This is a genomic window from Allopontixanthobacter sediminis (assembly GCF_009828115.1).
In the GTDB taxonomy this organism is placed as follows: domain Bacteria; phylum Pseudomonadota; class Alphaproteobacteria; order Sphingomonadales; family Sphingomonadaceae; genus Allopontixanthobacter; species Allopontixanthobacter sediminis.
In genome coordinates this window covers 157,227-180,204 of the sequence record NZ_WTYL01000001.1, presented here as the reverse complement: position 1 = coordinate 180,204, position 22,978 = coordinate 157,227, and the positions used below count along the sequence as shown (strand labels likewise).

The window sequence follows — 22,978 nt, the reverse complement described above, 5'->3', positions numbered from 1 at the left end:
ATTGCGGGGGATTTCGATGAGCGAAGCAGCAGCGGCAACGGTCGGCAGCCAGAAGGGTATTCTCGGCTGGATCGAACGCACCGGAAACAAGCTGCCCGACCCGGTCTTCCTGTTCTTCTGGCTGATCGCAGGGCTCATGACCGTTTCCATTCTGGCTTCCCTTGCCGGATGGTCTGCCGTTCATCCTACCGAGATCGACGAGACGACCGGTGTTGCAACCGTCATTACCGCAGCCAGCCTGATCTCGGCGGAGAACATCCAGCGACTGTGGGTCGAGATGCCCCAGACTTTCACCCACTTCCACCCGCTCGGTTATGTCCTGGTGGTGATGCTGGGTGCCGGCGTGGCAGAGCGCGCAGGCCTGTTCGGCACCGCCATGCGCGCCGGGGTACGCGGCGCACCGGTCAGCCTGCTGACGCCGATCGTGGTGCTGGTCGGGATGATGGGCAACCTTGCCGCAGACGCTGCATATGTGGTGCTGATCCCGCTTGCCGGAATAATCTTCCACGCCGCCGGACGGCACCCGATCGCCGGGATTGCCGCCAGCTTTGCGGGCGTTTCCGGCGGCTTCTCGGCCAATCTTCTACCGGGCCAGCTCGATGCGTTGCTGTTCGGCATTACCGAGGCTGCGGTCGAGACTGTGTTTGGCGATTTCACTGCGAATATTGCCGGCAACTGGTACTTCATTGCCGCCATGGTCGTCGTGTTCATACCGGTGATCTGGTACGTCACCGACCGGATGATCGAGCCGCGGCTAGGCAAATGGAATCCCGCGATGGCCGGTTCCGCCGCGCCCGAGGAAGCCAGTGACCGCGATCTCACTGCGGAAGAAAGTAAAGGCCTCAAGCTGGCCGGCCTCGCCGCCCTGTTCGTGATCGGCCTGTGGCTCGCATTCACGCTGGGCCCGGGCACGCCGCTGATCAACGAGGACGCGACGCCCGAAGCGCGGCTCACCCCGTTCTACCAGTCACTGGTCGCAGGTTTCTTCCTGCTGTTCCTGCTCACCGGCTGGGCCTACGGCAAGGCGGCGGGCACGATCACCGATCACCGAAGCCTCGTCAAAATGATGAGCGAGAGCATGGCCGACCTCGCCTACTATCTCGTGCTGGCGTTTGCGGCGGCGCACTTCGTGGCGATGTTCGCGTGGTCAAACCTTGGCCTGATCCTGGCGGTCCACGGTGCCGACGCTTTGAGCGCATCGGGCCTGCCCGCGTGGGCGTTGCTGGCGGCGATCATCCTGCTGTCCGGCGTCCTGAATTTGTTCATCGGTTCTGCCAGCGCTAAATGGGCGCTGCTTGCCCCGGTCATGGTGCCGATGCTGATGCTGCTCGGGATCAGCCCGGAAATGAGTACTGCTGCCTACCGCGTTGGCGACAGCGCAACCAATATCATCACGCCGCTGATGGTCTATTTCCCGCTGATCCTGATTTTCTGCCAGCGTTGGCAGAAGGACTTCGGGATCGGCAGCCTGGCCGCGACGATGCTGCCCTACTCGATCGGGCTGATGGTCGTGGGGATTGCACTGGCGATCGGCTGGGTGGTGCTCGATGTCCCGCTCGGGCCCGGCGCATCGGTCTTCATCGAGGTCCCGGGGCAGGTCTCCGCTCCGGTAGCAACGCCGCCAGCCAGCTAGGCGTCGTCGGCGTTCAGATCGCGGACGACTTTCGGGTCGTTCAGCAGCCGTTCGATGCGTTCGGCCTCGTCGAAACTTTCGTCGCCGCGGAAGTTCAGCTTCGGGGCGAATTTCAGGCCGAGACGCTTGGCCACTTCACGCTGGAAATAGGCGGTGTTCACGCGCAGCGCCTTGATGACAACCGCCTCGTCCTCCCCCAGCAGGGGCTTCACATAGACCGCCGCGTTGCGCAGGTCCGGGCTCATACGGACTTCGGTGACCGAGACGGAATGCGCGGTCAGCGTGTCGTCATGAACTTCCTGGCGGCTGAGCAATTCGGACAGGATATGCCGGACCCGCTCGCCCACTTTGAGCACACGAACCGATTGCTGTTCAGGGGTGAATTGCTGTCTAACCATCACTTGCGTCCATCTTGTCCGCGATCCGCTGGAGCGACCGCAAATTACGCGCCGTGCCGCGAGTGCCCAATTTGCGTTCGATAAAAGGTGCGGTCAATTTGCTGTCGGCAACGCCCACACCGTAATCGATATGCAGGGCGCCGGTTCCGGCCGCGAGGCGCTCGCCGCCCCGCCCCGTACCGCTTTGCCCGATGAAACTGGTGATCAAATCGTCAAACTGCTCGGCAGTCGGCTGGTGTTCGAGCCACTGCACATGGACGAATTTGTCGTCATTCTCGCCGCGAAACGGATTTTCCGCAATTGCCGCGAGCACCTCGTCCCGGCTGCGCACAACCACTACGGAATTGATGTCGAATTCTTCCTTCAGGATGAAGGCGATCTTCTGTGACAGACCCGGTGTCGGGCGTTCCTCATGTCGGAACAGCACGTTCCCGCTGGCGATGACGGTTTCGACATCCTCGAAATCCTCGTATTTCAGAGCATTCCGAAGATCTTCCATCATCAGCCGGTTGCCGCCGACATTGATCGATCCGAGAAAGGCGACGTATTGGGTCATGAGTTGCGCAGTTGCTCGATTTTCAATTCCGGTAAACCGATCAGCCTGAAAACCCGGCGGAGCGACCCGATATCCCGGGCCGCTCTCACCGTTTCAAACTGCTTTAACAGCCCTTGCCTGAACAACCACTCGTCGACGGTCATTCCAGAAGGGCCACCTTCTTTGTTCACAGAACCCGTTCGCGCTCCTCGACCTCAAACACTTCGAGCATATCGCCCGGCTTGATGTCGTTGGTGTCTTCGAGAACCACGCCGCATTCGAGACCGGTGCGGACTTCATCCACATCATCCTTGAAGCGCCGCAGGCTGGCAATGGTCGTGGCGGACACGATGACATCGTCGCGCGTGAGGCGTGCGTGCAGCCCCTTGCGAATGACGCCTTCGGTGACCAGCAGACCGGCCGCCTTGTCCTTCTTGCCGGACTTGAAGACTTCCTTGACCTCGGCGCGGCCGACGACGTGCTCGATCTTCTCGGGGCCGAGTTCACCGGCCATTTCTTTCGCGATTTCCTCGGTCAGGTGATAGATCACGTCGAAATATTTCATCTCGACCCGGTCCCGTGCAACCAGCGCGCGGGCCTTGGGGTTGGGACGAACACCGAAACCGATGATCGGCGCGTTGGACGCCGCCGCCAGCGTCACGTCGCTTTCGGTAATGGCCCCGACGCCGGCATGCAGGACGCGCACCTTGATCAGATCGTTCGACAGGGCATGCAGCGCGGTGTTGATCGCCTGCACGGACCCCTGAACATCAGCCTTCACCACAACCGGGAATTCGACCACGTCGTTCTTCATGGAGGAGAACATCGCGTCGAAATTGGTCGGTGCGAGTGCGGTACGGGTTTCGGTCGCCTTCTCGCGGCGATACTGCGCCACTTCGCGGGCACGCTGTTCGTTTTCCACGACCGTCAGCTGCTCACCGGCATCCGGCACACCGCCGAGCCCGAGAACTTCGACCGGCATGGACGGGCCGGCTTCCTTGATCTGCTTGCCTTGATCGTCGACGATCGCACGGACCTTGCCGCTCTCGGTGCCGACCACGAAATTGTCGCCCTTCTTGAGGGTACCGCGAGTAATCAGCACAGTCGCAACCGGGCCGCGGCCCTTGTCGAGCTGGGCTTCGATCACGATGGCTTCTGCCGGACGATCCGGACGGGCCTGCAACTCGAGCAGTTCCGCCTGAAGCGCAATCTTGTCGAGCAAGCCGTCCAGGTTGGTCTTGTTCTTCGCCGAAATTTCGACGTCCTGCACATCGCCTGACATCGCTTCGACCATAACGTCGTGTTCGAGCAGACGTTCGCGGATTTTCTGCGCGTTGGCTTCCGGCTTGTCGATCTTGTTGATCGCGACAATCATCGGGACACCGGCCGCCTGCGTATGTTTGATGGCTTCGATCGTCTGCGGCATGATCCCGTCATCGGCAGCGACCACCAGCACCACGATATCCGTGACGTTGGCACCGCGCTGGCGCATTTCGGTGAAGGCAGCATGGCCCGGCGTATCGAGGAAGGTGATCTTGTCCCCGCCCTTGGTGGTGACCTGATACGATCCGATATGCTGCGTGATGCCGCCGGCTTCGCCGCGCACGACATCGGTGCCGCGCAGGGCATCGAGCAGGCTGGTCTTGCCGTGATCGACGTGTCCCATGATCGTGACCACGGGGGGCCGCGGACGCATGGTTTCGACCGGATCGGAATCGACTTCCTTCTGGATGTCCACGTCGCTGTCCGACACGCGCTGGATGGTGTGGCCGAATTCCTCGACCAGCAGTTCTGCGGTATCCTGGTCGATCGTCTGGTTGACGGTGACCATCATGTCCATGTTGAACAGCGCCTTCACCAGGTCGGCACCCTTTTCGCCCATCCGCTTGGCCAGTTCCTGCACCGTGATAGCTTCCGGCACAACGACGTCGCGGTATTGCTTTTCACGCTGCTTGCGGGCTCCGCCGCCCTGGGTGCGACGTTCCTTCTCCCGCGCACGCTTGAGCGCGGCGAGCGACCGGGCGCGCGCGCCCTCGTCGTCGTTGAGTGCGCGATTGACGGTCAGCTTGCCGCTGCGCCGGCGATCTTCCTCGGCCTTGCTGGTGCGCTTCTCTTCTTTCTTCTTCTTTTCCGGCCGTTTGGTTTCCGGGCGGGCAACCGGCGTGAAGCGGCGCGCGGCAGGTGCCGGAGTCGCTTCGGCGTCCATGATCGCTTCGACTACGGCCTCGGCTTCCGGATCAAGTTCCTTGGCTGGTTCGGCAGCAGGCGCCTTGGCTTCCGGAGCGAGCTTGGCTTCTTCTTCTGCGGGCGCGGCGTCACCGCCCTCGCGGTTGGCTTCAGCGCGTTGCTTTTCCTCGGCGAGCGCCTTGGCTTTTTCTTCTTCTTCGCGGCGGCGCGCTTCCTCGGCTGAGCGCAGGCGATCTTCCTCGGCCTCGCGCTGCATCCGGGCGACCCGTTCCTGCGCAGTTTCGTCAGAGACCGGCGCTTTTTTCGCGACTGGTTTGGGCGCGGGCGCAGGCGCAGGCGGCGGCGTGGGGGCCGGCGTTGGGGCCACGACTTCCTCGACCGGAGGAGCCTCGCCCGGCTTCACCAGTTTGCGGCGACGCTTCACCTCGACCGTGACCTTGTTGGTCCGGCCGTGGCTGAAGGTCTGTTTGACCTCACCGGCATCGACCGCCCGCGAAAGGCCCAGAGGCTTGCGGGTGCGTGTCGGTTTGTCTTCAGTATCGCTCATAAAACCAGTCTATCCTTCAAAATTCTATTCGTCGCCCCGCTGAACCGCGCCGTGCGGACCATCGGACTCATTTTCAGCATCATTTCCGGCATGCTCGGCTTCCGCGGAGCGCCCGATGAAATGCAACAGCCGCGCCAGAACGGGTTCGATCCGTTTCGCCGAAGCATTATCGGCAAGCGCGAGATGGACGACATTGTCGCGGCCCAATGCCACAGACAGAGCCGCCCGGTCCAGTGGCAAGCGTATGCCCTGCTCGCCCGAACCTTCGATATCCTGACCCACGCGCCATGCCTGGTCCAGCTTGCGGCTGCCATCCTGGCTGGCATCGCTGGCGTGCATCAACCGCCCCACACGGCCGCGCCGTGCCTGTTCGGCAATCCTGTCCGAACCCAATATAAGCTTTCCCGCGCGCATTTCGAGACCGAGGCGGTCACTTAATAACCGCCTGAGCCCTGTTTCGATGCGCTCGGGCAGATCACCGGGCACTTCGAGCCGGGCACCCTTGAACGCCCGCGCCAGTGCTCCGCGCAATTTGCCGCCGCCTTTGCCTGCGCCCATCGCTGCTTCAAGTTCGGCCCGCGGTACCCCCAGCCATGCGCCCCGCCCAGGTGCACGCGCCAAAAGGTCCGGCAGCACCTGCGCGGTTCCGTCCGGACCTTCGGGCGAAATCGCCAGGCGGATCAAGCCGCCCTTCGGAGCAACTTCTCCTGTGAGGATGCACTTGCGTTCCGGACACGCTTCCCCGGCCCCGGAAGTGCGGGCCTGGGAAGGATCGACTTTGGCGGAATTTACGCGCTCATTGTGTGGAGTCCGCATCAGCGGCCTCCTGTGTGTCGGAGGCGGCTGCTTCGGCAGCAGGCGCTTCAGCGGCGGGCGTTTCATCTTCGAACCAGTGCGCACGCGCGGCCATGATGATTTCGTTGCCCTGTTCTTCGGTCAGGCCGAACACGCCAAGGACGCCGCCCTTATCTTCGGTGCGCTGCGGACGCTTGAGCGGCGGGCCATCGGCATTCGCACGGCGACGCGGAGCTTCGCGCTTCTTGGCGATCAGTTCGTCGGTGGCCAGATCAGCGAGATCGTCGAGCGTCTTGATGCCCGCCTTGCCGAGCACGACCAGCATCTGTTCGGTCAGATGCGGCATTTCGGCCAGATCGTCCTCGACACCCAGTTCGCGGCGTTCGGCGCGGGCCGTGTCCTCGTGCCGTTCCAGCGCTTCGGTCGCGCGGCTCTGCAGTTCTTCGGCCAGTTCCTCGTCGAAGCCTTCGATGCTGGCGAGTTCCGCCAGTTCGACATAAGCGACTTCTTCCAGCTCGGCGAAGCCTTCGGCAACCAGCAGCTGCGACAGGGTTTCGTCCACGTCGAGCTCTTCTTCGAACATCTTGGAACGTTCGGAGAATTCGCGCTGGCGCTTCTCGCTCGCTTCTTCTTCGGTCATGATGTCGATCTGATGACCGGTCAGCTGACTGGCGAGACGGACGTTCTGGCCGCGGCGACCGATCGCCAGACTGAGCTGGTCGTCAGGCACGACAACTTCGATGCGGCCTTCTTCCTCGTCCAGCACCACGCGGCTGACGGTGGCTGGCTGCAAGCCGTTGACTACGAAGGTCGCGGTGTCTTCCGACCATGGAATGATGTCGATCTTCTCGCCCTGCAATTCCTGCACGACGGCCTGGACGCGGCTGCCCTTCATGCCGACGCAGGCGCCGACCGGATCGATGCTGCTGTCATGGCTGATCACGCCGATCTTGGCGCGGCTACCCGGATCGCGGGCGGCGGCCTTGATTTCGATGATGCCGTCATAGATTTCGGGCACTTCCTGGGCGAACAGCTTCTTCATGAAGTCCGGATGCGCGCGGCTGAGGAAAATCTGCGGACCGCGGTTGTTGCGTTCCACCTTGGTGATCAGCGCGCGGACGCGCTCGCCCACACGGGCGGCTTCGCGGGGGATCTGCTGGTCGCGGCGGATCACGCCTTCGGCGCGTCCGAGGTTGACGATCACATGGCCGAATTCGACCGACTTGATCACGCCGGTGATCACTTCGTTCGCACGGTCCTTGAATTCTTCGTACTGACGTTCCCGCTCGGCATCGCGGACCTTCTGGAAGATCACCTGCTTCGCGCTCTGCGCATCGATCCGGCCAAGGTCGACCGGCGGCAGCGGGTCGACGATGAAATCGCCGACGGCCGCGCCCGGCTCAAGCTTCTCAGCCTGTTTGAGATCGACCTGCTTGAAGTAGTCTTCGACTTCTTCGACCACTTCGACGACGCGCCACAGGCGCAGGTCGCCGGTGACCGGGTCCAACTTGGCGCGGATATCGTTTTCCGCGCCGTAGCGGTTACGCGCGCTCTTCTGGATCGCTTCTTCCATCGCCTCGATGACGATCGACTTGTCGATCATTTTCTCGGTTGCAACGGCGGTCGCAATTGCGAGCAGCTCTGCCTTGTTGGCGGAAATTGCACTGGCCATCAGTCGTCAGCCTTCTCTTCTTCTTCGAAAACCTCGTCGGCACCACTGGTGTCGATCGGTCTGGTTGCAGCTATCAGCGCATCTGTCAGGATCAGTTTCGCCGAATGGATCATTTCGAGCGTCACGGAATGCCGCTTCGCCTGTTTATCTTCCACGGTAACCAGATCGCCTTCGATTCCGATCAGTGTACCACGAATATTACGTTGCCCGTCAATCTTGTCGACCAGCGCCAGCTTGACTTCGTGCCCTGCCCAATTGCCGAAATCCTTCGGCCGGGTCAGCGGGCGGTCGATACCGGGGGAGCTCACTTCGAGGTGATAATTGCCCTCGATCAATTCTTCGCCCGATTCTTCCAGCTCGTCGATCCGGGCGGATACGGCGCGCGACAGGGCGGCGCATTGTTCGATCAGCAGCTGCCCGGTCGCGGGATCTTCTGCCATGATCTGCAAGGCGCGCTCGCCGTCACCGGCTTCGGAACCGGTCATGATCACGCGCACCAGGTCAAACCCGAGCGCAGTCGCTTCGGGTTCGATAATCTGGGTCAGGCGTGCCAAATCGGCCATCGATGCTCCGTATAATGGACATATGCGACAAAGCAGTTTCGCGCCGGCCCCTTTCGGCGCCAGCCCCACTTCATCAAGACAATGTCGGGATTGAGGCCCTTTAAAGCCTCACGGAATTAAATGCAACACGGCATCGCGCGCGGTCGCGGCTTTTTTGCTTGCCGGCGCTTTGTCGGGGCTTCAGCCAAACTTACCGGTTGCAGTGCTGGTCGACCTGCCGGTCAAGTTCGTCGAGCGTATCGGCGTCGCGTTCGTCGGTTCCCTGTTCGATGGCGCGGTCCCAGGCCTGCTCGGCCATTTCGGTGAATTTTGCGCACCGCTCGTCGGCTGCCTTGGTGTACGCTTCCGTCATGTGATCGTTCATGCTGCGCCCACCCAGCGCCGCCATGTCCTGGTTCATCACGGCGTCCACATTGCGCGGCGCTGACACGCCATACGCCACAACCGCCGCGATCGCGACAGTCGCCACCAACCCGATGACGCCCTTTACGGCACTGCTCATGCAAAATCCCCCTGCATCCACGCGAGCGGTGTAGCCGAATGCGGGTTAAAATTCGGTTGCAGCTATCCGCGTAAGCACTCTACTCGCTCAGCCCGTGCTTCTTGATGCAGTGGCGCAGCTGGTCGTAGGTAAGCCCGAGCGCCTTGGCGGTCTGGCGTTGGTTCCACCGGTGCTTGCCGAGAGCGTGCTCGACGATGATCCGCTCATGCGCTTCGACAGCGGACTTCAGGTCATCGATATTCTCGATATCCTGCGGCGCGGCGCTACTGCCGCCGGACTGGCCAGCCGACTGCCCGCCAGACTGATGCGCGTCGTTGGTCCGCTGCAGCTTGCGGGTGGCCGGTTCGAACGGCTTCCACGGACTGTCGAACGGGTCGAACACCAGATGGCTGATCGGCTCCTCCCAATTGTCCCACCGGTATACGCCGCGTTCCACCACGTTGCGCAATTCGCGCACATTTCCCGGCCAGGGATATTCTTCGAGTTGCTGGGCAACATGCTGGGAGAAGCCGGGCCAGCTATCCCACCCGATCTCGGCCGCCATGCGCCTTCCGAAATATTCCGCGAGCACCCCGATATCGCCTTCTCGGACGCGCAACGGCGGCAGGGTGATGACTTCGAAACTCAGGCGGTCCAGCAAGTCCGCACGGAACGTACCCTGCTCCGCCATCAGCGGCAGGTTCTCGTTGGTCGCCGCGACAATCCTGACATCCACGCTGATCGGCCGGGACGATCCGATCCGGGTCACCTCGCCATATTCCACCGCGCGCAGCAGTCTCTCTTGTGCGCCCATCGACAGCGTGCCCAGTTCGTCGAGAAATAACGTGCCCTTGTCGGCTTCTTCGAACCTGCCAGCGCGCGCTTTGGTAGCACCGGTGAAAGCTCCGGCCTCATGGCCGAACAATTCGGCTTCGATCAGCGTTTCAGGGAGCGCGGCACAGTTCATGGTCACCAGAGGCTCACCCCAGCGCAGAGACAAGCGGTGCAGGCGCTCGGCGATCAGTTCCTTGCCCGTTCCGCGCTCGCCCACCACCAGCACCGGACGCCGCATCGGCGCGGCACGGCTGGCCCGCTCCACCGCGTCGAGAAAGGCCCCGGACTGGCCGATAAACTGGTTATCCCGTTCCATACCCCAACCTATAGGAAAAATTCCCGATTGTTGGCAAGTGTTACCATCAGCCCCTGATAACAGTGAAGAAAAAATCTCGGAAATCTGCGGTTTTTCGGGTTTGGCACGCTCCTTGCTCAATGGTGAACAACACAATTCGGGAGCTTCAGACAATGTACAACCGCAGCTTTTTCCAGACCAAACTCGGGCAGGCCGCGACCGCCAGCATCCTCGCCATGGTCGCCTTCGTGGCGATGAGCGGCCAGATGCAGATGGCTCCATCATTCGGGTCCGCACATGCGGCCACGATCAACTGCGATGTGGAACTTGCATGACCGATCAGTCCGATAACAACCCCCTAGGGCCGGAGCGCGTCTCCCCCCCGGATCGATCTCCGGCCCGCCTTTCTTCGTCCAGAAGCGGGGAATCGCGCTTCGAAAGCGAAGTCGAACGTCTCCGCCGCAGCCCTACACCGACGCAAAGCCACCCGAACCAGGGCAATGCCCGGCAGTCGGGTGAGTTCAATTTTTCCGGAGTACCCTTAATGGGAATTTTCAGCCGTACACGCGATATCATTGCCGCCAATTTCAACGACATGCTCGACAAGGCGGATGACCCCGCGAAGATGATCCGCATGATCATCCTCGAAATGGAGGAAACCCTTGTCGAAGTTCGCGCCAGCGCGGCCCGCACGATCGCGGACCAGAAGGAAATGCACCGCCACACGGTCAAGCTGGACAAATTGCAGGCCGATTGGGGCGAGAAAGCCCAACTGGCGCTAAGCAAGGATCGCGAAGATCTCGCCCGCGCCGCCTTGGTCGAAAAGAAGAAAGCCAGCGACATGGCGGAGCAGCTGAACGCGGAAATTACCGTGCTCGACGATGCGCTGCGTGCCTACGAACAGGACATCGGCAAGCTGCAGCACCGCTTGCGCGAAGCCCGTAGCCGCCAGACCGCCATCGCGGCCCGCCTGGAAAGCGCCGAAAACCGCGTCAAGCTGCGCACCCTGCTCAGCACCGAACGGGTCGATGAAGCGCTGTCGCGTTTCGACCAGCTGGAACGCCGGGTCGATTACGCCGAAGGCCGCGCCGACGCGATGAGCATCGCCGATGGCACCGGCAAGCCGTCCCTGTCCGACGAGATCGCCGCGCTGGAAGGCGCCGACAAGGTGGACGAAGAACTCGAAGCAATGAAGCGCGCCATGGGCGACGCTGCGAAAAAGGACTGACCGATGGAAGACGCACTCCCCTTCATCATTATCTTCCTCGGGCTGCCGTGGATCATCTTCCACTACATCACCAAGTGGAAGACCGCCGCAACGATCACCGGCGACGACGAACAGTTGCTGGACGAACTCTATCACCTCGCCAAGCGTCTGGATGACCGGATGGATACCGTGGAGCGCCTTGTCGCTTCCGACAATCCCGAATTCAACTCCGCCCGACTGATCCATGACCGCGAAACCGACAACCAACCTCTCCGCGAACTCGACCGGCTACTTGCCGAGAAGAAAGGAACCCGCCCATGACCAGTGAACGCACAACGCTCTACCGCGACAAGCAAAACGCGAAACTTATGGGCGTCTGTTCCGGGATCGCCGACTACACCGGGGTCAATGCCCTGTGGGTCCGGCTTGGAGCGATCATCCTGGCACTGACAACCGGAGTTGCCATCCCCGCCTATTTCGTGGCCGGCCTGCTCCTGAACAAGAAGCCGCCGCACCTGTATGTCGACAAGGAAGAACAGAAATACTGGCAGCGCGTTCGCCAGTCGCCGACCCGCACGGCCCGCGAAGTTCGCGCCCGGTTCCGCGACATCGATCGCCGCCTGGCCGACGTGGAGACCTTCTACGTCACCAGCAACCCGCGCCTGTCGGCCGAAATCGACCGGCTGCGCTAAAATCCGAATTAAGGGAGGACTGAGAAATGGAATGGTTGGTAGGATTAGCGCCCTTTGCGATGGTGCTCGGCATTGTCTGGATCAGCAGCCAGAAAAAGCTCGAAGAAAAGCGCATCGCCGCAACCGCTGAAAGCAGTGCCGAAAAAGCCGCGCAATATGCCGCCCATACCGCAGAACTGGAAAAGCGGGTCCAGGTCCTCGAACGCATCGTGACCGACCGCGGTTACGACATCGCTACCCAGATCGAAGCACTGCGAGATACGCGCGCCGTCGAGGGTGAAGCGGGCGTGCCCCTGAACTTGTCGAAGAAGGAGAACGTGTGATGGATTGGGGCAGCCCCGAATTCGTGATCGCTATCATCGGCATCAGCACGCTTGGCTGGATCGTGAACAACTGGATCCGCGCGAAGCACGGCTACAGCCTCGAAGACGAATGGGGCGGCAAGACCGAGCATTCGAGCAAGCGGGGCGCCGATGCGGAAGAGGTGACGCAATTGCGCGAAGACAAGCGCGTGCTGAGTAACCAGCTGGACCAGATGACAGACCGTCTGGTGGTGCTTGAAAAGATCGTCACAGACCGCGGCTATGATGTCGCGACTCAGATCGAAGCGCTGCGCGACCAGCGCACATCAGACCTCAAGGATAACGGCGTACCGCTGGACTCCATGAACAGGGAGCGCATCTGATGCCATTCGAATTCACCCCGCAACTTATCGCCATCCTCGGCGTCGCCGGAATGACCGGCTGGGTGCTGACCACCTGGATCCGCGTCAAGAACGGTTACCCGCTGGACGGCGCATGGGGGCAGGCAGTCTATCCCAAATCCGATGCCGAGGCACAGGAACGGGTTGGGCGGCTCACCCAGGAAAATGCGCAGCTCCACGCGGAGATGGGCTCGATCAAGGACCGGCTCGCGGTGATCGAACGCATCGTGACCGACGGCGGATATGGGCTGACTGCGGAAATCGACAAACTGCGCGACGACCGCGCGAACGGCGTCCCGCTGCGACACCGGCAGACCGAGAGGAGCAAGTAATGGGCGAACTAGCGGTAATCTTCGGCTTCATCATCCTGATTTCGATCATCGCGTTCGGATGGGGCGGCGCAATCCATAAGCGGGATCTCGATTTCAAACAGCGCAAGCTGGAACTTGAGGCAAGCAAATCGTCCGGTATCGGACCCGAAGCCGCACGAAAGATCGAGATGCTCGAACAGCGCGTGCGCGTGCTGGAACGGCTCGCCACGGACCGCGGTCAGGACCTTGCGCTGCAGATTGAAAACCTGCGCAACTCGGCCCAGCCGGAAATTGCGCCCGATTACCCGGCCTCGCGTGAGGAAACCCGCGCGTGACCTGGGCTACCGCGATTGTCCTCATTGTCCTGATTTCCGCGGTAGCCGGCATCATGCGGTCGCGCAGCCGGACGGACCGGCCCGGAGAGAGCGAAGGTCGGCCTCCGGAACAGGTCAACTCGCCGGAACGTGAACAGGAATTGCAGCGCGAGGTGACCGAACTTCGCGAGAGGATCAAGGTGCTCGAACGCATAGCGACCGACACCAACAGCACCGAGGCCCGTGAAACCAAGGCAATCGCCGAGGAAATCGAACGGTTGCGCGGGGAATAGGCCGTAAATTTCGATCGAGGGTCAAGAGGAGGACCGGGAGATGAATGATCAGATTATTCTTGCTGCAACCCTGCTGGCCGGACTTGGACTGGTCGCCTTGGTTGCCCTGCGCGGCTGGCAAGGATGGCTGGCGTTGAAAGAACGCGAACTGGACCGGATGACGGCCAGTTTCCGCAGCAACGCCTGTGAAATCGAGGACCGTACAATCGATAGCGGAGCCGGCATCGGCATGGCCCGGATCGAGATCGCCGACCTTAAGGAACGCATCCGCCGCCTCGAAGCCATTGCAAGCGGGGTGGATTTGTAAGCCCGCGTCGCTACATGCAAGCGATGCGAACACTCGACGATATCTCCGAAGAATACGAATTTCTCGAAGGCGATGAACGGTACCGCCTGCTCATCGAACTGGGGCGGGAACTCGACGCGATGCCCGATGCCCTAAAGACCGACGCGACCCTAGTGCGCGGCTGTTCCGCCAGCGTGTGGGTCTATCCCACCGACCAGGACGGCAAGCTTCATTTCCTCGCCGACAGCAATGCCGCGATCACGAAAGGCATAGTCGCGCTGGTGATATCCGCCGTGCAGGACAAACCCGCGAGCGAGGTTGCCGCAATGGATGTAACCGCCGCGCTCGAACCCTTCGATCTCAAGAATCAACTCAGTTCCAACCGCACACAGGGCGTTCCGAACATGATCGCACTGGTGAAGGAACACGCCAGTCGCCTGGCGGCTGCTGCCTGAGGTGCGCCACCTCTATCTCGCCGGCGGCTTGACCGCAGTCGCCCTCGGAGCAATCGGTGCGTTCCTGCCGATCATGCCCACCGTACCGTTCCTGTTGCTGGGGGTTTACTGCTTTGCCCGCAGCAATCCGGAATGGGAGCGAAAAATCCTCGACCATCCGCACTGGGGCCCGCAGGTGCGCAACTGGACCGAGCGGCGGGCTATATCCCGCCGGGCGAAAACGATGGCAATCGGCGCGATGGCCACCGGTGCGGCAGTGACGTGGTATGCGCTCGGCGCGCCGTGGTACTATATCTCCATCGCAATCCTGGTGATTGGCGGCGGCTGGATTGCTACTCGCAACGAATGACGCGAAAAGGCCCTGCGTCCGGCCTTGCGGTCACTTTCGCGGAACACGCCGCCTTCGCTACCGTTGATATGGCAACTTCAACGGAGAAAATTGTGAGCATTCTGATTCTAATCGCCAGCATTCTACTGCCGCCACTCGGCGTGGCCTTGAAACACGGCATCAGCCGCGATTTCTGGATCAATTTGATCCTGACGATCATCCTGTTCGTGCCCGGCGTGATCCACGCGGTCTATGTAAATTTCCTGAGGTAAACGTACGTTCAGGCGCCGGCGCTTTCGCGAACTACCGCAATGCCGGCTTGGCGCTGGCGCTTGAGTTCCGCTTTCAACTTCGCCGGATCGCGGGCGATCACGAAGCCGAAACTGACCCCGCCTTCCTTGCCGATGGTCGCATGGTGCAACTTATGCGCCTGCACCAGCCGCTTGGCGTAGCCGCGCTTGGGTACCCATCGGAAATATCGTTGATGCACTAACCCGTCGTGTACCAGCGTATAAATTATACCGTATCCAAGTATCCCGAGACCGATCCACGTGGCGGGTTCCCACGCGTAGTCGCCTGCGACCAGCGGGCTTCCCAGCGCGAACATGGAAATGCTCATCGCTGCGCCGACGATCCCGTAAAGGTCGTTTTTCTCAAGTGCGTTGTCATGCGGTTCGTGATGATCGCGGTGCCAGCCCCAGCCCCAGCCGTGCATGACATATTTATGCGCCCACCATGCCAGCAGCTCCATCCCTGCGACGGACGCTGTTACGACGGCGATGATGGCCCACAGGTTCATGGTTCGGCTTTCCTGTTACAGTCGCACCCACGCAGCGCGGGCCGCGAAACGACTTTCGTATTATCCGAAGTGGCGATTATAAGCCAAGGTCGCAAGTGATCCGAAGGCCTCTGGTGCCACCCGGATATCCGGGTCAGCCGTTCCCCGGTTCGTCCCGCGGGAAAAAGATCTTCGCTATTTCCTCACCGATTCGCGCAGGGCGCAAGGTCTCGGCATCGATGCAGCACCAGCTGGAACTTATTTCGGCCAGTACTTCTTCGCCGCGCTCAATCACCGTGTGGTAAAATGCGCGGGCACCCTTGGTGCTTTCGAGGACCGTACGGGCAATTACCGTATCCTCCAGAAACGCCGGTTTTCTGTAGGTAATTTCGTGCTTTAGCGCCACCCACGCACGGCTCGCCACCGCTTCGGCCGGGGCGATGTTGCGCCAGTGGGACAGCACCGCATCCTGGACCCAGCCAAGGTAACGGGCATTGTTCACGTGCCCCATGAAGTCGATATCGGCGGGGAGGATATCGATCTGGTGGGTATAGGGTTTCGCTGGCATCGTTCCAATGTAGGCACTCCAACCTTTCCTTTCCATGACAAGGAATTTCCTGCGCGCGAGTTTGCTTGCAACTGTTGCCCATAGGTCGCTAATTCTTGCCGATGGCAAACAAACCGCGCACTTTGTACGAGAAGATCTGGGATGCCCATGTTGTCGAAACGCGGGATGATGGCACCAGCCTCATTTTCATCGACCGGCACCTGGTGCATGAAGTCACCAGCCCCCAGGCGTTCGAAGCGCTCCGGCTTGCCGGACGCAAGGTTCGCCGCCCTGACCTGACGCTGGCTGTGCCGGATCATAATTTGCCAACAACCGCCCGTCTCGATGCGCAAGGCTACCGCATCCCGATTGCCGACGCGCAAAGCGCCGCCCAGCTTGCTGCGCTGGAAGCGAACGCGCCCGCCTTCGGTATCCGTTATATCGACGCCAGCGCTGCGGAGCAGGGGATTGTCCATGTGGTCGGCCCCGAACAGGGGTTCTCCCTGCCCGGTTCGACCATTGTCTGCGGCGATTCCCACACCGCCGCGCACGGCGGGGTCGGCGCGCTCGCCTTCGGCATCGGCACCAGCGAAGTGGAACACGTTCTCGCCACGCAGACGCTGCAACTCAAGCGTTCGAAGACGCTGGAAGTGGTGGTCGACGGCGCGCTGGGGACCGGGATCACCCCCAAGGACCTGATCCTCCACATCATCGGCGAGATCGGCACCGCTGGCGGCACCGGCTACGTGATCGAATACCGCGGCAAGGTGTTCGAGGACATGAGCATCGAAGGCCGCCTCACGGTATGCAACATGTCGATCGAAGCGGGGGCCCGCGCGGGGCTGGTCGCGCCCGATGAAAAGACCTTCGCCTATCTCGCCGGACGCCCGCTTTCGCCCAAGGGAGCGGACTGGGATGCGGCACTGACATGGTGGCGCAGCCTGCCAAGCGATCCCGGCGCAGTGTTCGACAAGAGCGTGGGGATCGACGCGGGCGATATCCAGCCGACGGTAACCTGGGGCACCAGTCCGGAAGACGTGGTCCCCATTGGTGGGGCGGTGCCCGACCCGGCGAGCTTTGCCGACCCATCGAAACAGGCGGCGGCGGCCAAGAGCCTCGACTACATGGGCCTCACACCAGGCCAATTACTGGCCGAGGTTCCGGTTGAAAACATCTTCATCGGCAGCTGCACCAACAGCCGGATCGAAGATTTGCGCTCCGCCGCCGAAGTCCTTCGCGGACGGCATAAGGCAGCGAATGTGAAATGGGCAATCGTCGTGCCGGGTTCCGGCCTCGTCAAGATGCAGGCGGAGGAGGAAGGTCTCGACCGGATTTTCACAGACGCCGGGTTCGAATGGCGCGAACCGGGCTGTTCGGCCTGTCTCGGGATGAACCCGGACAAGGTCCCGCCGGGAGAGCGATGCGCCTCGACCAGCAACCGCAATTTTGTCGGCCGACAGGGCCCCGGTGCGCGAACACACCTGATGTCTCCGGCGATGGCGGCGGCAGCGGCGGTCGCGGGCCATCTGACCGACGTGCGCGACCTCGTGGCTTAGGACACATCGAAACACTCATAGTCGCGCAAACTTGTCGATTACGGGCTTGAAGTGCAGGTTTTACGATCACATAGGTAGCTTATGACCAAGAAACTCCCCTCCTCGCTCCCCGGTTCGCTGGGCGGAAAGGCCGCCATGGCGGGGGCCGCAATCGGCTCCGCCGCGGTCGCTGCCGCGCTCCTGTACGCGTCTAAACGGCGCGAGAAGAAGGAAAGCGAAAACCGGGACCGTCCGCTCGATCCGCCGGAGACCGATTGATGGAGGCTGTCTCGACAATCACGGGCCGGGCGATCCCGTTCGGCCGCAAGAATGTCGACACCGACGTCATCATCGCTGCGGAATGGCTGAAGACAATCAGCCGTGAAGGATTGGGCGAAGGCGCTTTTGCAAGCATCCGTACGGAACCTGGAAACGTGTTCGACGACCCCGCCTTCGAAGGCGCGCCGATCCTGATTGCGGGCGACAATTTCGGCTGTGGTTCAAGCCGGGAACACGCCGCATGGGCGCTGCTCGACATGGGTATAACCGCCGTCATCGCGCCCGGTTTCTCCGACATTTTCGCCAGCAACGCGTTCAAGAACGGAATCCTCACAGTGACCCTGCCGCAGGAACAGGTCGACCGGCTGATGGAAGCCGCGCAGACCGATTCGATCACGCTGGACCTCGAAAACCAGACGGTGACCACCCCTTACCAGGATCGCTTCACCTTCGAAATCGATCCCTTCCGCAAGATGTGCCTGACCGAAGGGCTGGACGAAGTCGGCCTGACCCTCACCCGCGATGCCGCCATCGGCACCTATGAACAACGTCAAGCCGCCCAGATGCCTTGGTTGGCCAAAGGAATTGCTGCATGAAAGCGCAACTATCGAAAGCCGTCGGCGGCCCCGAAACGTTGGTCCTCGAAGAACTGCCCGATCCGGTTCCGGGCAAGGGTGAAGTGCTGGTCAAGGTCGCCGCCTGTGCGATCAACTATCCCGACGCGCTGATCATTCGCGACATGTACCAGGTCAAACCGCCCCGCCCATTTGCTCCGGGCAGCGAGATTTCCGGCACCATCGAAGCGCTTGGCGAAGGGGTCGAGGGTTGGGAAATCGGCGACCGGATTCTCGCCGGTACCGGCTTCGGCGGCTTGCAAGAAAAGCTGGCGCTGTCTGCTGACAAGATTTTCCGGGTGCCGGACAGTGTGTCCCTTCCCGAAGCCTCTGCCTTGCTGATGACTTATGGCACAACCATCCACGGCCTCAAGGACCGCGGGCAGATCAAGGCCGGGGATACCATGCTGGTGCTGGGCGCTGCAGGCGGCGTTGGCCTGTCAGCGGTCGAACTGGGCAAGGCTTACGGCGCGCGCGTTATCGCGGCCGTATCGAGCGAGGAAAAGGCCGAGGCCTGCCGTAAGGCCGGGGCCGACGACGTTGTCATTTACCCCCGCGCCCCGTTCGACAAGGATACGTCCAAGCAACTCGCCAGCGCGTTCAAGGACGCGGTCGGGCCGAACGGCGCTGACATCGTCTACGATATCGTCGGCGGCGATTATTCGGAACCCGCCCTGCGCGCGATCGCGTGGGAGGGCCGCTTCCTGGTGGTCGGCTTCCCGGCCGGGATCGCCAAGATGCCCCTCAACCTCACCCTGCTGAAAAGCTGCGACATTCGCGGTGTTTTCTGGGGTGCCTTCACCATGCGGGAACCGAAGAAAAACGCGGAAAACATCGCCGAACTGTTCCAGCTGTGGGAAGACGGCAAAATCTCGCCGTTGGTCAGCGAGACCTACCCGCTGGAACGCGCCGGTGACGCGATTGCCAAGCTGGAAAGCCGCGGCGCCATCGGGAAACTCGTCGTCACCATGTAATTCGCTGTTGGCGCGGTACCGGCTAAATTCGCGGCGCGCTGCGGCGACGCTTGCGGCTGGCCGTTTGTCAGCCTACTTCCGACATAGAAATTCAATTCGCCCAAACGGAGGCATACATGACCAATTTCAAGGACCGTGAGCGCGGCGAGGAAGCAAAGTTCGCGCATGACGAGGAAAGCGCCTTCAAGATTGCAGCGCGCCGCAACCGCCTGCTCGGCCATTGGGCAGCGGAAAAGATGGGCCTGACACCGGAAGAAACCGAAGCCTACGCCAAGGCCGTAGTCCAAGCCGATTTCGAAGAAGCGGGCGACGAGGACGTGATCCGCAAGCTGCTCGGTGACCTGACCAGCAGCGGGGTCGATATCGACGAAGCCGGCATCCGTGCCGCGCTGGAGGAACGCTCGATCGAAGCGCGCCGCCAGTTGATGAGCGAATCCTGACACGATGCCGATGTCCGGTTCCGAAATCGAAGGAATGATCCTCGCCGCTCTGCCCGACGCGACGGTCGAGATGACCGATCTGGCGGGCGACGGGGACCACTGGGCTGCGAAGGTTACTTCCGCCAGCTTCGCCGGAATGAGCCGCGTCCAGCAGCACAAGCTGGTCTATAACGCGCTCCAGGGGAAAATGGGCGGGGTCCTCCATGCCTTGCAACTGACCACCGCTGTACCCAACTAATCCGGTACGCCAATCGGTCCGGTCCCACTGCCGCGCCGGCACCAACAGCCAGATTTAGGTCCATAATTATGTCCGACACCAACCAACGTATTTCCGAAATCGTCAACGCGAACGATGTTGTCCTGTTCATGAAGGGCACCCCGCTGTTCCCGCAATGCGGATTTTCCAGCAAGGCCATCGCCATCCTCGAGCATTGCGGTGTCGCGTACGACAGCGTCGATGTGCTGCAGGACATGGAAGTCCGGCAGGGCATCAAGGCCTATTCCGACTGGCCGACCATTCCCCAACTCTATGTCAAAGGCGAATTCGTCGGCGGCAGCGACATCATGATGGAAATGTTCGAAGCAGGCGAACTCCAACAGTTGCTGGATGAAAAGAAGGTCACACCGGCTAACTGAAATCCCGCGAAAATGATCGGCTTTCTCGAAAAGCAACTTCGGGGAGGCGGGACCAGGAGACCAGGGGTCCCGCCTCTATCGAAGATCATTTGGGGTACCAACCTATATGCATGGCCCGTGCCAGTTTTATCGCGTGGCTGTTTGCTTAGGTCCTGATGGTTAAGACCGGGTTACCGGCCCGCGGATTGTAAAGCTGGCCGACACCTTCGCGGCATGTTTTTGCCGCTTGGCAATTGCCGCCGACACCGCCACACAGTCGGGCCATGCCCCGACCTGAAGATCCCGCCCTGCCCGACCGGATACCCGCTGCCACGGTGATCGTGTTTCGGAGTGCCGGCGCCGGAAAACCGCCCGAATTGTTGATGGTCACCCGCTCGCGGAACATGGCCTTCGCCGGCGGTGCCGCGGTGTTTCCTGGCGGGCGGGTCGATCCGGCCGATTACGACCTTGCCGCGGCGCTGGCAGGCCCCATACCGGTCGACGAAGCTGCACACCGCGTCGCCGCGATCCGCGAAACATTGGAGGAAACCGGCCTCGCCATCGGCGTCACCGGCCGCGTCGATGCGGATATCGCCCGCGCAGCCCGCGCCTTGCTGCTCGAACATGGGATCCTCGAACCCGTGCTGGCGGCGATGGACTGGCGGCTCGATATCGGCTCCGTGTTGCCATTCGCTCGCTGGTTTCCCAAGAACGAGAAGCTCCCGCGCCTGTTCGATACACGGTTCTACCTGGCCGACCTTGGAACCGGAGCGGTCGATATCACGGTGGACGAAACCGAAAATACCCGCCTTTACTGGATTTCCGCAGCCGACGCCTTGGCCGCGGCCGAGCGCGGAGATCTCAGTGTCATCTTCCCCACCCGCCGCAATCTCGAACGACTGGCGCAATTCCCCGATTTCGCCGCCGCCGCACAGGACTGTAGCCGCTTCCCCGTCCAGACCATCACCCCCCACATCGCGGAAGAACACGGACAGCGCTGGCTGTGCATCCCGGAAGACGCCGGATACCCCGTCACCCGAGAACCCCTGGACGACGTTTTACGGGGCTGAGGGGCCACTCCTCGCATCAAAGCGGCGCTAAGCTCCGTGGGTCCGGATCACGGCACGATTTCCAGGCGGGCAATCTTCCCGCCCTCGATCGTGAACAGATAACGCACGTCGACCGGGCTGCCGGGGAAATTGCCGCTCAGGTGGCTGGTAACGATAGTTCGCCCGCCTTCTTCCGACACCGCGAACGGTTCGGAATTGTAGGTATACTGTGTCGACGCGTTCCCGATCCATTGCCGGATTGCATCGCGGCCGGTGTAGGTCTTGCGTTCATCGATCACGACGGCGTCCTGCGTGAAGCACTCGGCAAATGCCTGGGCATCGCGTGTCTCGTCGGCGGCGAAATAGTCCGCGATTACGCCAGGCAATACGATCGGCATCGTGCGTCTCCTGCTACGGTAATGACAAATTCTGACTGCAATTACCCGCCCCGCCTGACATTCGGGCAGGTGGTCCAAGGCTTCCGCAATGCTGTCAGGAACCCGGTCTTCACGTGGAAGCGACCGTCAGCTCCATGCCCCGCCCGGCGGCATTCCATTGGACCGTCGCGTCCATCGATGCCGCCAGGGACTGGATCACCCGCGTTCCGAGGCCACAAGCCGATGCCGCCCGCTCGGCATCCTCCGCCGTAGCCGTTCCATCATCCCGGCAGCCGATCGACCAGCCGCGGTCGGACGCGCGGATAGCAATCTCGATCACAGCTTCGCCGTTTTTCAGCCCGTGCTTCACCGAATTGGATACGAATTCGTTCACAATCAGCAGGAAGGCGTTGGCAAGTGCGGGGGTGGCGCGATCTTCGCGGACATCGATGACCAGCGTGACGCCGTCCGGCACAAGCTGCAGCAAATCGGCCTCGATCCTTCCGAAAAGCGATTTGAGATCGACCGACTCGCCCCCTTCCAGATCGTGCAATTCCGCATGAAGCGAGGACAGCGAACGGATCCGGCTGCTGGCATCTTCAAGCGCCATGCGGGCCGCCTGGTTGCTTTCGCGGCGGGCCTTCATCGATAGCAGGGCACCGATGGAGGCCAGGGAATTCTTGACCCGGTGGTCCACCTCCCGCCGCATCATCTGTTCCTGTTCCAGCGCGAACCTCAGGTCGAGCTCGCGCATGACGTGCCGGGAAAGGACCCGGAGCACCCTGCGCTGAAGGTCTGTCAGCGTGCGCGGCTTGTGATCGAGGACGCATAACGTGCCAAGCGGCAAGCCGTTCGCACCTTTCAGCACGGCCCCGGCATAGAAGCGGAACCCTGCCTCGCCCGTACACAAGGGATTATCGGCCATCCGGCTGTCATCCAGGGTGTCGGGAATTTCAACGAAATCACCCTGCAGGATGACATGCCCGCACAGGCTGGTATCGAGCGGGGTGGAGCGCACGCCCAGCCCGACCTCTGCCTTGAACCACTGTCTCCCCTCGTCGATGAAATTGACGACGGAAACCGGCACTTCGCAAATCTCTGATGCAAGCTCGACGAGCTCATCGAACTCTCGTTCACGCTCGGTGTCGAGAATTCCATATCGCCGCAACTCCGCGATCCGGGCGGCTTCCATTGGATGCAAGTCAGGCTTCATGCCTGACAAATAGCAACAGTTGTCCCCA

Annotated in this window: 35 protein-coding genes; 22 read left to right on the top strand and 13 right to left on the bottom strand. The window is 61.6% G+C overall.

The features are described 5' to 3' along the window. Nucleotides 1–16: 16 nt before the first annotated feature. Nucleotides 17–1,633 carry an AbgT family transporter gene (locus tag GRI65_RS01055; protein ID WP_160754690.1) on the top strand — a complete coding sequence of 539 codons (1,617 nt, stop codon included), beginning with the start codon at nt 17–19 and terminating at the stop codon, nt 1,631–1,633. Here the strand turns inward: GRI65_RS01055 and rbfA are convergent. The 9 genes from rbfA to pspF form a co-directional block, all read right to left on the bottom strand. Next, nucleotides 1,630–2,031: a 30S ribosome-binding factor RbfA gene (rbfA, locus tag GRI65_RS01050; protein WP_160754689.1), complete on the bottom strand. Its 402-nt coding sequence runs from the start codon at nt 2,029–2,031 to the stop codon at nt 1,630–1,632. The genes GRI65_RS01055 and rbfA overlap by 4 nt on opposite strands. After that, nucleotides 2,024–2,587: a DUF1697 domain-containing protein gene (locus GRI65_RS01045; RefSeq protein WP_160754688.1), complete on the bottom strand. Its 564-nt coding sequence runs from the start codon at nt 2,585–2,587 to the stop codon at nt 2,024–2,026. The genes rbfA and GRI65_RS01045 overlap by 8 nt, the downstream gene beginning before the upstream one ends. Beyond that, a complete protein-coding gene (locus GRI65_RS01040) occupies nt 2,584–2,757 on the bottom strand; it encodes a hypothetical protein (RefSeq protein ID WP_160754687.1) in 174 nt (57 codons plus the stop codon). Before GRI65_RS01040 ends, GRI65_RS01045 begins: the two co-directional genes overlap by 4 nt. Beyond that, nucleotides 2,754–5,300 (bottom strand): translation initiation factor IF-2, encoded by a 2,547-nt coding sequence (infB, locus tag GRI65_RS01035; protein ID WP_160754686.1) that lies wholly within the window; start codon nt 5,298–5,300, stop codon nt 2,754–2,756. Before infB ends, GRI65_RS01040 begins: the two co-directional genes overlap by 4 nt. 24 nt (nt 5,301–5,324) lie before the next feature. Beyond that, nucleotides 5,325–6,116 carry a DUF448 domain-containing protein gene (locus GRI65_RS01030; RefSeq protein WP_160754685.1) on the bottom strand — a complete coding sequence of 264 codons (792 nt, stop codon included), beginning with the start codon at nt 6,114–6,116 and terminating at the stop codon, nt 5,325–5,327. Then, nucleotides 6,097–7,767 (bottom strand): transcription termination factor NusA, encoded by a 1,671-nt coding sequence (gene nusA, locus GRI65_RS01025; protein WP_160754684.1) that lies wholly within the window; start codon nt 7,765–7,767, stop codon nt 6,097–6,099. The genes GRI65_RS01030 and nusA overlap by 20 nt, the downstream gene beginning before the upstream one ends. Continuing rightward, complete coding sequence (gene rimP, locus GRI65_RS01020) at nt 7,767–8,330, bottom strand: ribosome maturation protein RimP (RefSeq protein WP_160754683.1); 564 nt, start codon at nt 8,328–8,330, stop codon at nt 7,767–7,769. Before rimP ends, nusA begins: the two co-directional genes overlap by 1 nt. Nucleotides 8,331–8,520: 190 nt before the next feature. Then, entirely contained in the window at nt 8,521–8,832 is a 312-nt protein-coding gene (locus tag GRI65_RS01015; protein ID WP_160754682.1) for a hypothetical protein, read from the bottom strand. A 79-nt stretch (nt 8,833–8,911) separates the two neighbouring features. Next, on the bottom strand, nt 8,912–9,961 hold the full coding sequence (pspF, locus tag GRI65_RS01010; RefSeq protein ID WP_160754681.1) for a phage shock protein operon transcriptional activator: 1,050 nt from the start codon (nt 9,959–9,961) through the stop codon (nt 8,912–8,914). 119 nt (nt 9,962–10,080) lie between these two features. Here pspF and GRI65_RS15075 point away from each other — a divergent pair, with 119 nt between their 5' ends. From GRI65_RS15075 to GRI65_RS00950, 13 genes are all read left to right on the top strand, one after another. Continuing rightward, nucleotides 10,081–10,275: a hypothetical protein gene (locus GRI65_RS15075; RefSeq protein ID WP_202391194.1), complete on the top strand. Its 195-nt coding sequence runs from the start codon at nt 10,081–10,083 to the stop codon at nt 10,273–10,275. Beyond that, nucleotides 10,272–11,168 carry a phage shock protein PspA gene (gene pspA, locus GRI65_RS01005; RefSeq protein WP_408609020.1) on the top strand — a complete coding sequence of 299 codons (897 nt, stop codon included), beginning with the start codon at nt 10,272–10,274 and terminating at the stop codon, nt 11,166–11,168. The genes GRI65_RS15075 and pspA overlap by 4 nt, the downstream gene beginning before the upstream one ends. Before the next feature lie 3 nt (nt 11,169–11,171). Beyond that, nucleotides 11,172–11,468 (top strand): envelope stress response membrane protein PspB, encoded by a 297-nt coding sequence (pspB, locus tag GRI65_RS01000; protein WP_160754679.1) that lies wholly within the window; start codon nt 11,172–11,174, stop codon nt 11,466–11,468. Further along, a complete protein-coding gene (pspC, locus tag GRI65_RS00995) occupies nt 11,465–11,839 on the top strand; it encodes an envelope stress response membrane protein PspC (RefSeq protein WP_160754678.1) in 375 nt (124 codons plus the stop codon). Before pspB ends, pspC begins: the two co-directional genes overlap by 4 nt. Before the next feature lie 26 nt (nt 11,840–11,865). Continuing rightward, the gene (locus GRI65_RS00990) at nt 11,866–12,162 is read left to right on the top strand and encodes a hypothetical protein (protein WP_160754677.1); all 297 of its coding nucleotides are present in this window, start codon (nt 11,866–11,868) and stop codon (nt 12,160–12,162) included. After that, nucleotides 12,162–12,524 (top strand): hypothetical protein, encoded by a 363-nt coding sequence (locus GRI65_RS00985; RefSeq protein ID WP_160754676.1) that lies wholly within the window; start codon nt 12,162–12,164, stop codon nt 12,522–12,524. Before GRI65_RS00990 ends, GRI65_RS00985 begins: the two co-directional genes overlap by 1 nt. Then, on the top strand, nt 12,524–12,874 hold the full coding sequence (locus GRI65_RS00980; RefSeq protein ID WP_160754675.1) for a hypothetical protein: 351 nt from the start codon (nt 12,524–12,526) through the stop codon (nt 12,872–12,874). The genes GRI65_RS00985 and GRI65_RS00980 overlap by 1 nt, the downstream gene beginning before the upstream one ends. Beyond that, on the top strand, nt 12,874–13,188 hold the full coding sequence (locus tag GRI65_RS00975; protein ID WP_160754674.1) for a hypothetical protein: 315 nt from the start codon (nt 12,874–12,876) through the stop codon (nt 13,186–13,188). The genes GRI65_RS00980 and GRI65_RS00975 overlap by 1 nt, the downstream gene beginning before the upstream one ends. Continuing rightward, nucleotides 13,185–13,460, top strand: a complete 276-nt coding sequence (locus GRI65_RS00970; protein WP_160754673.1) for a hypothetical protein — start codon at nt 13,185–13,187, stop codon at nt 13,458–13,460. Before GRI65_RS00975 ends, GRI65_RS00970 begins: the two co-directional genes overlap by 4 nt. Nucleotides 13,461–13,500: 40 nt before the next feature. Next, a complete protein-coding gene (locus tag GRI65_RS00965; RefSeq protein ID WP_160754672.1) occupies nt 13,501–13,767 on the top strand; it encodes a hypothetical protein in 267 nt (88 codons plus the stop codon). A gap of 23 nt (nt 13,768–13,790) precedes the next feature. Continuing rightward, nucleotides 13,791–14,201 (top strand): SufE family protein, encoded by a 411-nt coding sequence (locus GRI65_RS00960; RefSeq protein WP_160755537.1) that lies wholly within the window; start codon nt 13,791–13,793, stop codon nt 14,199–14,201. Nucleotide 14,202: 1 nt separating this feature from the next. Next, a complete protein-coding gene (locus GRI65_RS00955) occupies nt 14,203–14,550 on the top strand; it encodes a YbaN family protein (RefSeq protein WP_332872572.1) in 348 nt (115 codons plus the stop codon). A 92-nt stretch (nt 14,551–14,642) separates the two neighbouring features. Then, nucleotides 14,643–14,801 (top strand): YqaE/Pmp3 family membrane protein, encoded by a 159-nt coding sequence (locus GRI65_RS00950; protein WP_160754671.1) that lies wholly within the window; start codon nt 14,643–14,645, stop codon nt 14,799–14,801. 8 nt (nt 14,802–14,809) lie between these two features. On the opposite strand, the gene GRI65_RS00945 is transcribed toward GRI65_RS00950, so the two are convergent. Beyond that, nucleotides 14,810–15,328 carry a sterol desaturase family protein gene (locus tag GRI65_RS00945; RefSeq protein ID WP_202391069.1) on the bottom strand — a complete coding sequence of 173 codons (519 nt, stop codon included), beginning with the start codon at nt 15,326–15,328 and terminating at the stop codon, nt 14,810–14,812. A gap of 133 nt (nt 15,329–15,461) precedes the next feature. Beyond that, nucleotides 15,462–15,875 (bottom strand): acyl-CoA thioesterase, encoded by a 414-nt coding sequence (locus tag GRI65_RS00940; RefSeq protein WP_160754670.1) that lies wholly within the window; start codon nt 15,873–15,875, stop codon nt 15,462–15,464. Between the two features lie 101 nt (nt 15,876–15,976). On the opposite strand from GRI65_RS00940, the gene leuC reads away from it, so the two are divergent. The 8 genes from leuC to GRI65_RS00900 all read left to right on the top strand — a co-directional run bounded on the left by leuC (nt 15,977) and on the right by GRI65_RS00900 (nt 21,381). Continuing rightward, complete coding sequence (leuC, locus tag GRI65_RS00935; RefSeq protein WP_160754669.1) at nt 15,977–17,410, top strand: 3-isopropylmalate dehydratase large subunit; 1,434 nt, start codon at nt 15,977–15,979, stop codon at nt 17,408–17,410. Nucleotides 17,411–17,491: 81 nt separating this feature from the next. Next, the gene (locus GRI65_RS00930; RefSeq protein WP_160754668.1) at nt 17,492–17,668 is read left to right on the top strand and encodes an isopropylmalate isomerase; all 177 of its coding nucleotides are present in this window, start codon (nt 17,492–17,494) and stop codon (nt 17,666–17,668) included. Then, nucleotides 17,668–18,264: a 3-isopropylmalate dehydratase small subunit gene (gene leuD, locus GRI65_RS00925; RefSeq protein WP_160754667.1), complete on the top strand. Its 597-nt coding sequence runs from the start codon at nt 17,668–17,670 to the stop codon at nt 18,262–18,264. Before GRI65_RS00930 ends, leuD begins: the two co-directional genes overlap by 1 nt. Then, nucleotides 18,261–19,256, top strand: a complete 996-nt coding sequence (locus tag GRI65_RS00920; RefSeq protein WP_160754666.1) for an NADPH:quinone oxidoreductase family protein — start codon at nt 18,261–18,263, stop codon at nt 19,254–19,256. Before leuD ends, GRI65_RS00920 begins: the two co-directional genes overlap by 4 nt. Nucleotides 19,257–19,372: 116 nt before the next feature. Further along, complete coding sequence (locus tag GRI65_RS00915) at nt 19,373–19,696, top strand: DUF1476 domain-containing protein (protein ID WP_160754665.1); 324 nt, start codon at nt 19,373–19,375, stop codon at nt 19,694–19,696. Between the two features lie 4 nt (nt 19,697–19,700). Continuing rightward, nucleotides 19,701–19,934: a BolA/IbaG family iron-sulfur metabolism protein gene (locus GRI65_RS00910; RefSeq protein WP_160754664.1), complete on the top strand. Its 234-nt coding sequence runs from the start codon at nt 19,701–19,703 to the stop codon at nt 19,932–19,934. 68 nt (nt 19,935–20,002) lie between these two features. Next, nucleotides 20,003–20,332 (top strand): Grx4 family monothiol glutaredoxin, encoded by a 330-nt coding sequence (gene grxD, locus GRI65_RS00905; protein WP_160754663.1) that lies wholly within the window; start codon nt 20,003–20,005, stop codon nt 20,330–20,332. 263 nt (nt 20,333–20,595) lie between these two features. Continuing rightward, nucleotides 20,596–21,381 (top strand): NUDIX domain-containing protein, encoded by a 786-nt coding sequence (locus tag GRI65_RS00900; protein WP_160754662.1) that lies wholly within the window; start codon nt 20,596–20,598, stop codon nt 21,379–21,381. Between the two features lie 47 nt (nt 21,382–21,428). On the opposite strand, the gene GRI65_RS00895 is transcribed toward GRI65_RS00900, so the two are convergent. Then, on the bottom strand, nt 21,429–21,758 hold the full coding sequence (locus GRI65_RS00895) for a nuclear transport factor 2 family protein (RefSeq protein ID WP_160754661.1): 330 nt from the start codon (nt 21,756–21,758) through the stop codon (nt 21,429–21,431). Between the two features lie 109 nt (nt 21,759–21,867). Next, the gene (locus GRI65_RS00890) at nt 21,868–22,950 is read right to left on the bottom strand and encodes a sensor histidine kinase (protein ID WP_160754660.1); all 1,083 of its coding nucleotides are present in this window, start codon (nt 22,948–22,950) and stop codon (nt 21,868–21,870) included. Nucleotides 22,951–22,978 lie beyond the last annotated feature (28 nt).

What these genes read in the sequence shown, in the direction of transcription:
- GRI65_RS00920 (WP_160754666.1), top strand. Translation starts at nt 18,261, where the DNA reads ATGAAAGCGCAACTATCGAAAGCCGTCGGCGGCCCCGAAACGTTGGTC.
- GRI65_RS00960 (WP_160755537.1), top strand. Translation starts at nt 13,791, where the DNA reads ATGCGAACACTCGACGATATCTCCGAAGAATACGAATTTCTCGAAGGC.
- rbfA (WP_160754689.1), bottom strand. Translation starts at nt 2,031, where the DNA reads ATGGTTAGACAGCAATTCACCCCTGAACAGCAATCGGTTCGTGTGCTC.
- GRI65_RS00990 (WP_160754677.1), top strand. Translation starts at nt 11,866, where the DNA reads ATGGAATGGTTGGTAGGATTAGCGCCCTTTGCGATGGTGCTCGGCATT.
- GRI65_RS00895 (WP_160754661.1), bottom strand. Translation starts at nt 21,758, where the DNA reads ATGCCGATCGTATTGCCTGGCGTAATCGCGGACTATTTCGCCGCCGAC.
- GRI65_RS00915 (WP_160754665.1), top strand. Translation starts at nt 19,373, where the DNA reads ATGACCAATTTCAAGGACCGTGAGCGCGGCGAGGAAGCAAAGTTCGCG.
- GRI65_RS15075 (WP_202391194.1), top strand. Translation starts at nt 10,081, where the DNA reads ATGGTGAACAACACAATTCGGGAGCTTCAGACAATGTACAACCGCAGC.
- GRI65_RS00980 (WP_160754675.1), top strand. Translation starts at nt 12,524, where the DNA reads ATGCCATTCGAATTCACCCCGCAACTTATCGCCATCCTCGGCGTCGCC.
- pspA (WP_408609020.1), top strand. Translation starts at nt 10,272, where the DNA reads ATGACCGATCAGTCCGATAACAACCCCCTAGGGCCGGAGCGCGTCTCC.
- GRI65_RS00890 (WP_160754660.1), bottom strand. Translation starts at nt 22,950, where the DNA reads ATGAAGCCTGACTTGCATCCAATGGAAGCCGCCCGGATCGCGGAGTTG.
- nusA (WP_160754684.1), bottom strand. Translation starts at nt 7,767, where the DNA reads ATGGCCAGTGCAATTTCCGCCAACAAGGCAGAGCTGCTCGCAATTGCG.
- GRI65_RS00900 (WP_160754662.1), top strand. Translation starts at nt 20,596, where the DNA reads ATGCCCCGACCTGAAGATCCCGCCCTGCCCGACCGGATACCCGCTGCC.
- GRI65_RS00910 (WP_160754664.1), top strand. Translation starts at nt 19,701, where the DNA reads ATGCCGATGTCCGGTTCCGAAATCGAAGGAATGATCCTCGCCGCTCTG.
- GRI65_RS00965 (WP_160754672.1), top strand. Translation starts at nt 13,501, where the DNA reads ATGAATGATCAGATTATTCTTGCTGCAACCCTGCTGGCCGGACTTGGA.
- grxD (WP_160754663.1), top strand. Translation starts at nt 20,003, where the DNA reads ATGTCCGACACCAACCAACGTATTTCCGAAATCGTCAACGCGAACGAT.
- leuC (WP_160754669.1), top strand. Translation starts at nt 15,977, where the DNA reads ATGGCAAACAAACCGCGCACTTTGTACGAGAAGATCTGGGATGCCCAT.
- GRI65_RS01045 (WP_160754688.1), bottom strand. Translation starts at nt 2,587, where the DNA reads ATGACCCAATACGTCGCCTTTCTCGGATCGATCAATGTCGGCGGCAAC.
- pspC (WP_160754678.1), top strand. Translation starts at nt 11,465, where the DNA reads ATGACCAGTGAACGCACAACGCTCTACCGCGACAAGCAAAACGCGAAA.
- leuD (WP_160754667.1), top strand. Translation starts at nt 17,668, where the DNA reads ATGGAGGCTGTCTCGACAATCACGGGCCGGGCGATCCCGTTCGGCCGC.
- GRI65_RS00985 (WP_160754676.1), top strand. Translation starts at nt 12,162, where the DNA reads ATGGATTGGGGCAGCCCCGAATTCGTGATCGCTATCATCGGCATCAGC.
- infB (WP_160754686.1), bottom strand. Translation starts at nt 5,300, where the DNA reads ATGAGCGATACTGAAGACAAACCGACACGCACCCGCAAGCCTCTGGGC.
- GRI65_RS01030 (WP_160754685.1), bottom strand. Translation starts at nt 6,116, where the DNA reads ATGCGGACTCCACACAATGAGCGCGTAAATTCCGCCAAAGTCGATCCT.
- GRI65_RS00930 (WP_160754668.1), top strand. Translation starts at nt 17,492, where the DNA reads ATGACCAAGAAACTCCCCTCCTCGCTCCCCGGTTCGCTGGGCGGAAAG.
- GRI65_RS00940 (WP_160754670.1), bottom strand. Translation starts at nt 15,875, where the DNA reads ATGCCAGCGAAACCCTATACCCACCAGATCGATATCCTCCCCGCCGAT.
- GRI65_RS00945 (WP_202391069.1), bottom strand. Translation starts at nt 15,328, where the DNA reads ATGAACCTGTGGGCCATCATCGCCGTCGTAACAGCGTCCGTCGCAGGG.
- GRI65_RS00975 (WP_160754674.1), top strand. Translation starts at nt 12,874, where the DNA reads ATGGGCGAACTAGCGGTAATCTTCGGCTTCATCATCCTGATTTCGATC.
- GRI65_RS01055 (WP_160754690.1), top strand. Translation starts at nt 17, where the DNA reads ATGAGCGAAGCAGCAGCGGCAACGGTCGGCAGCCAGAAGGGTATTCTC.
- pspB (WP_160754679.1), top strand. Translation starts at nt 11,172, where the DNA reads ATGGAAGACGCACTCCCCTTCATCATTATCTTCCTCGGGCTGCCGTGG.
- pspF (WP_160754681.1), bottom strand. Translation starts at nt 9,961, where the DNA reads ATGGAACGGGATAACCAGTTTATCGGCCAGTCCGGGGCCTTTCTCGAC.
- GRI65_RS01015 (WP_160754682.1), bottom strand. Translation starts at nt 8,832, where the DNA reads ATGAGCAGTGCCGTAAAGGGCGTCATCGGGTTGGTGGCGACTGTCGCG.
- rimP (WP_160754683.1), bottom strand. Translation starts at nt 8,330, where the DNA reads ATGGCCGATTTGGCACGCCTGACCCAGATTATCGAACCCGAAGCGACT.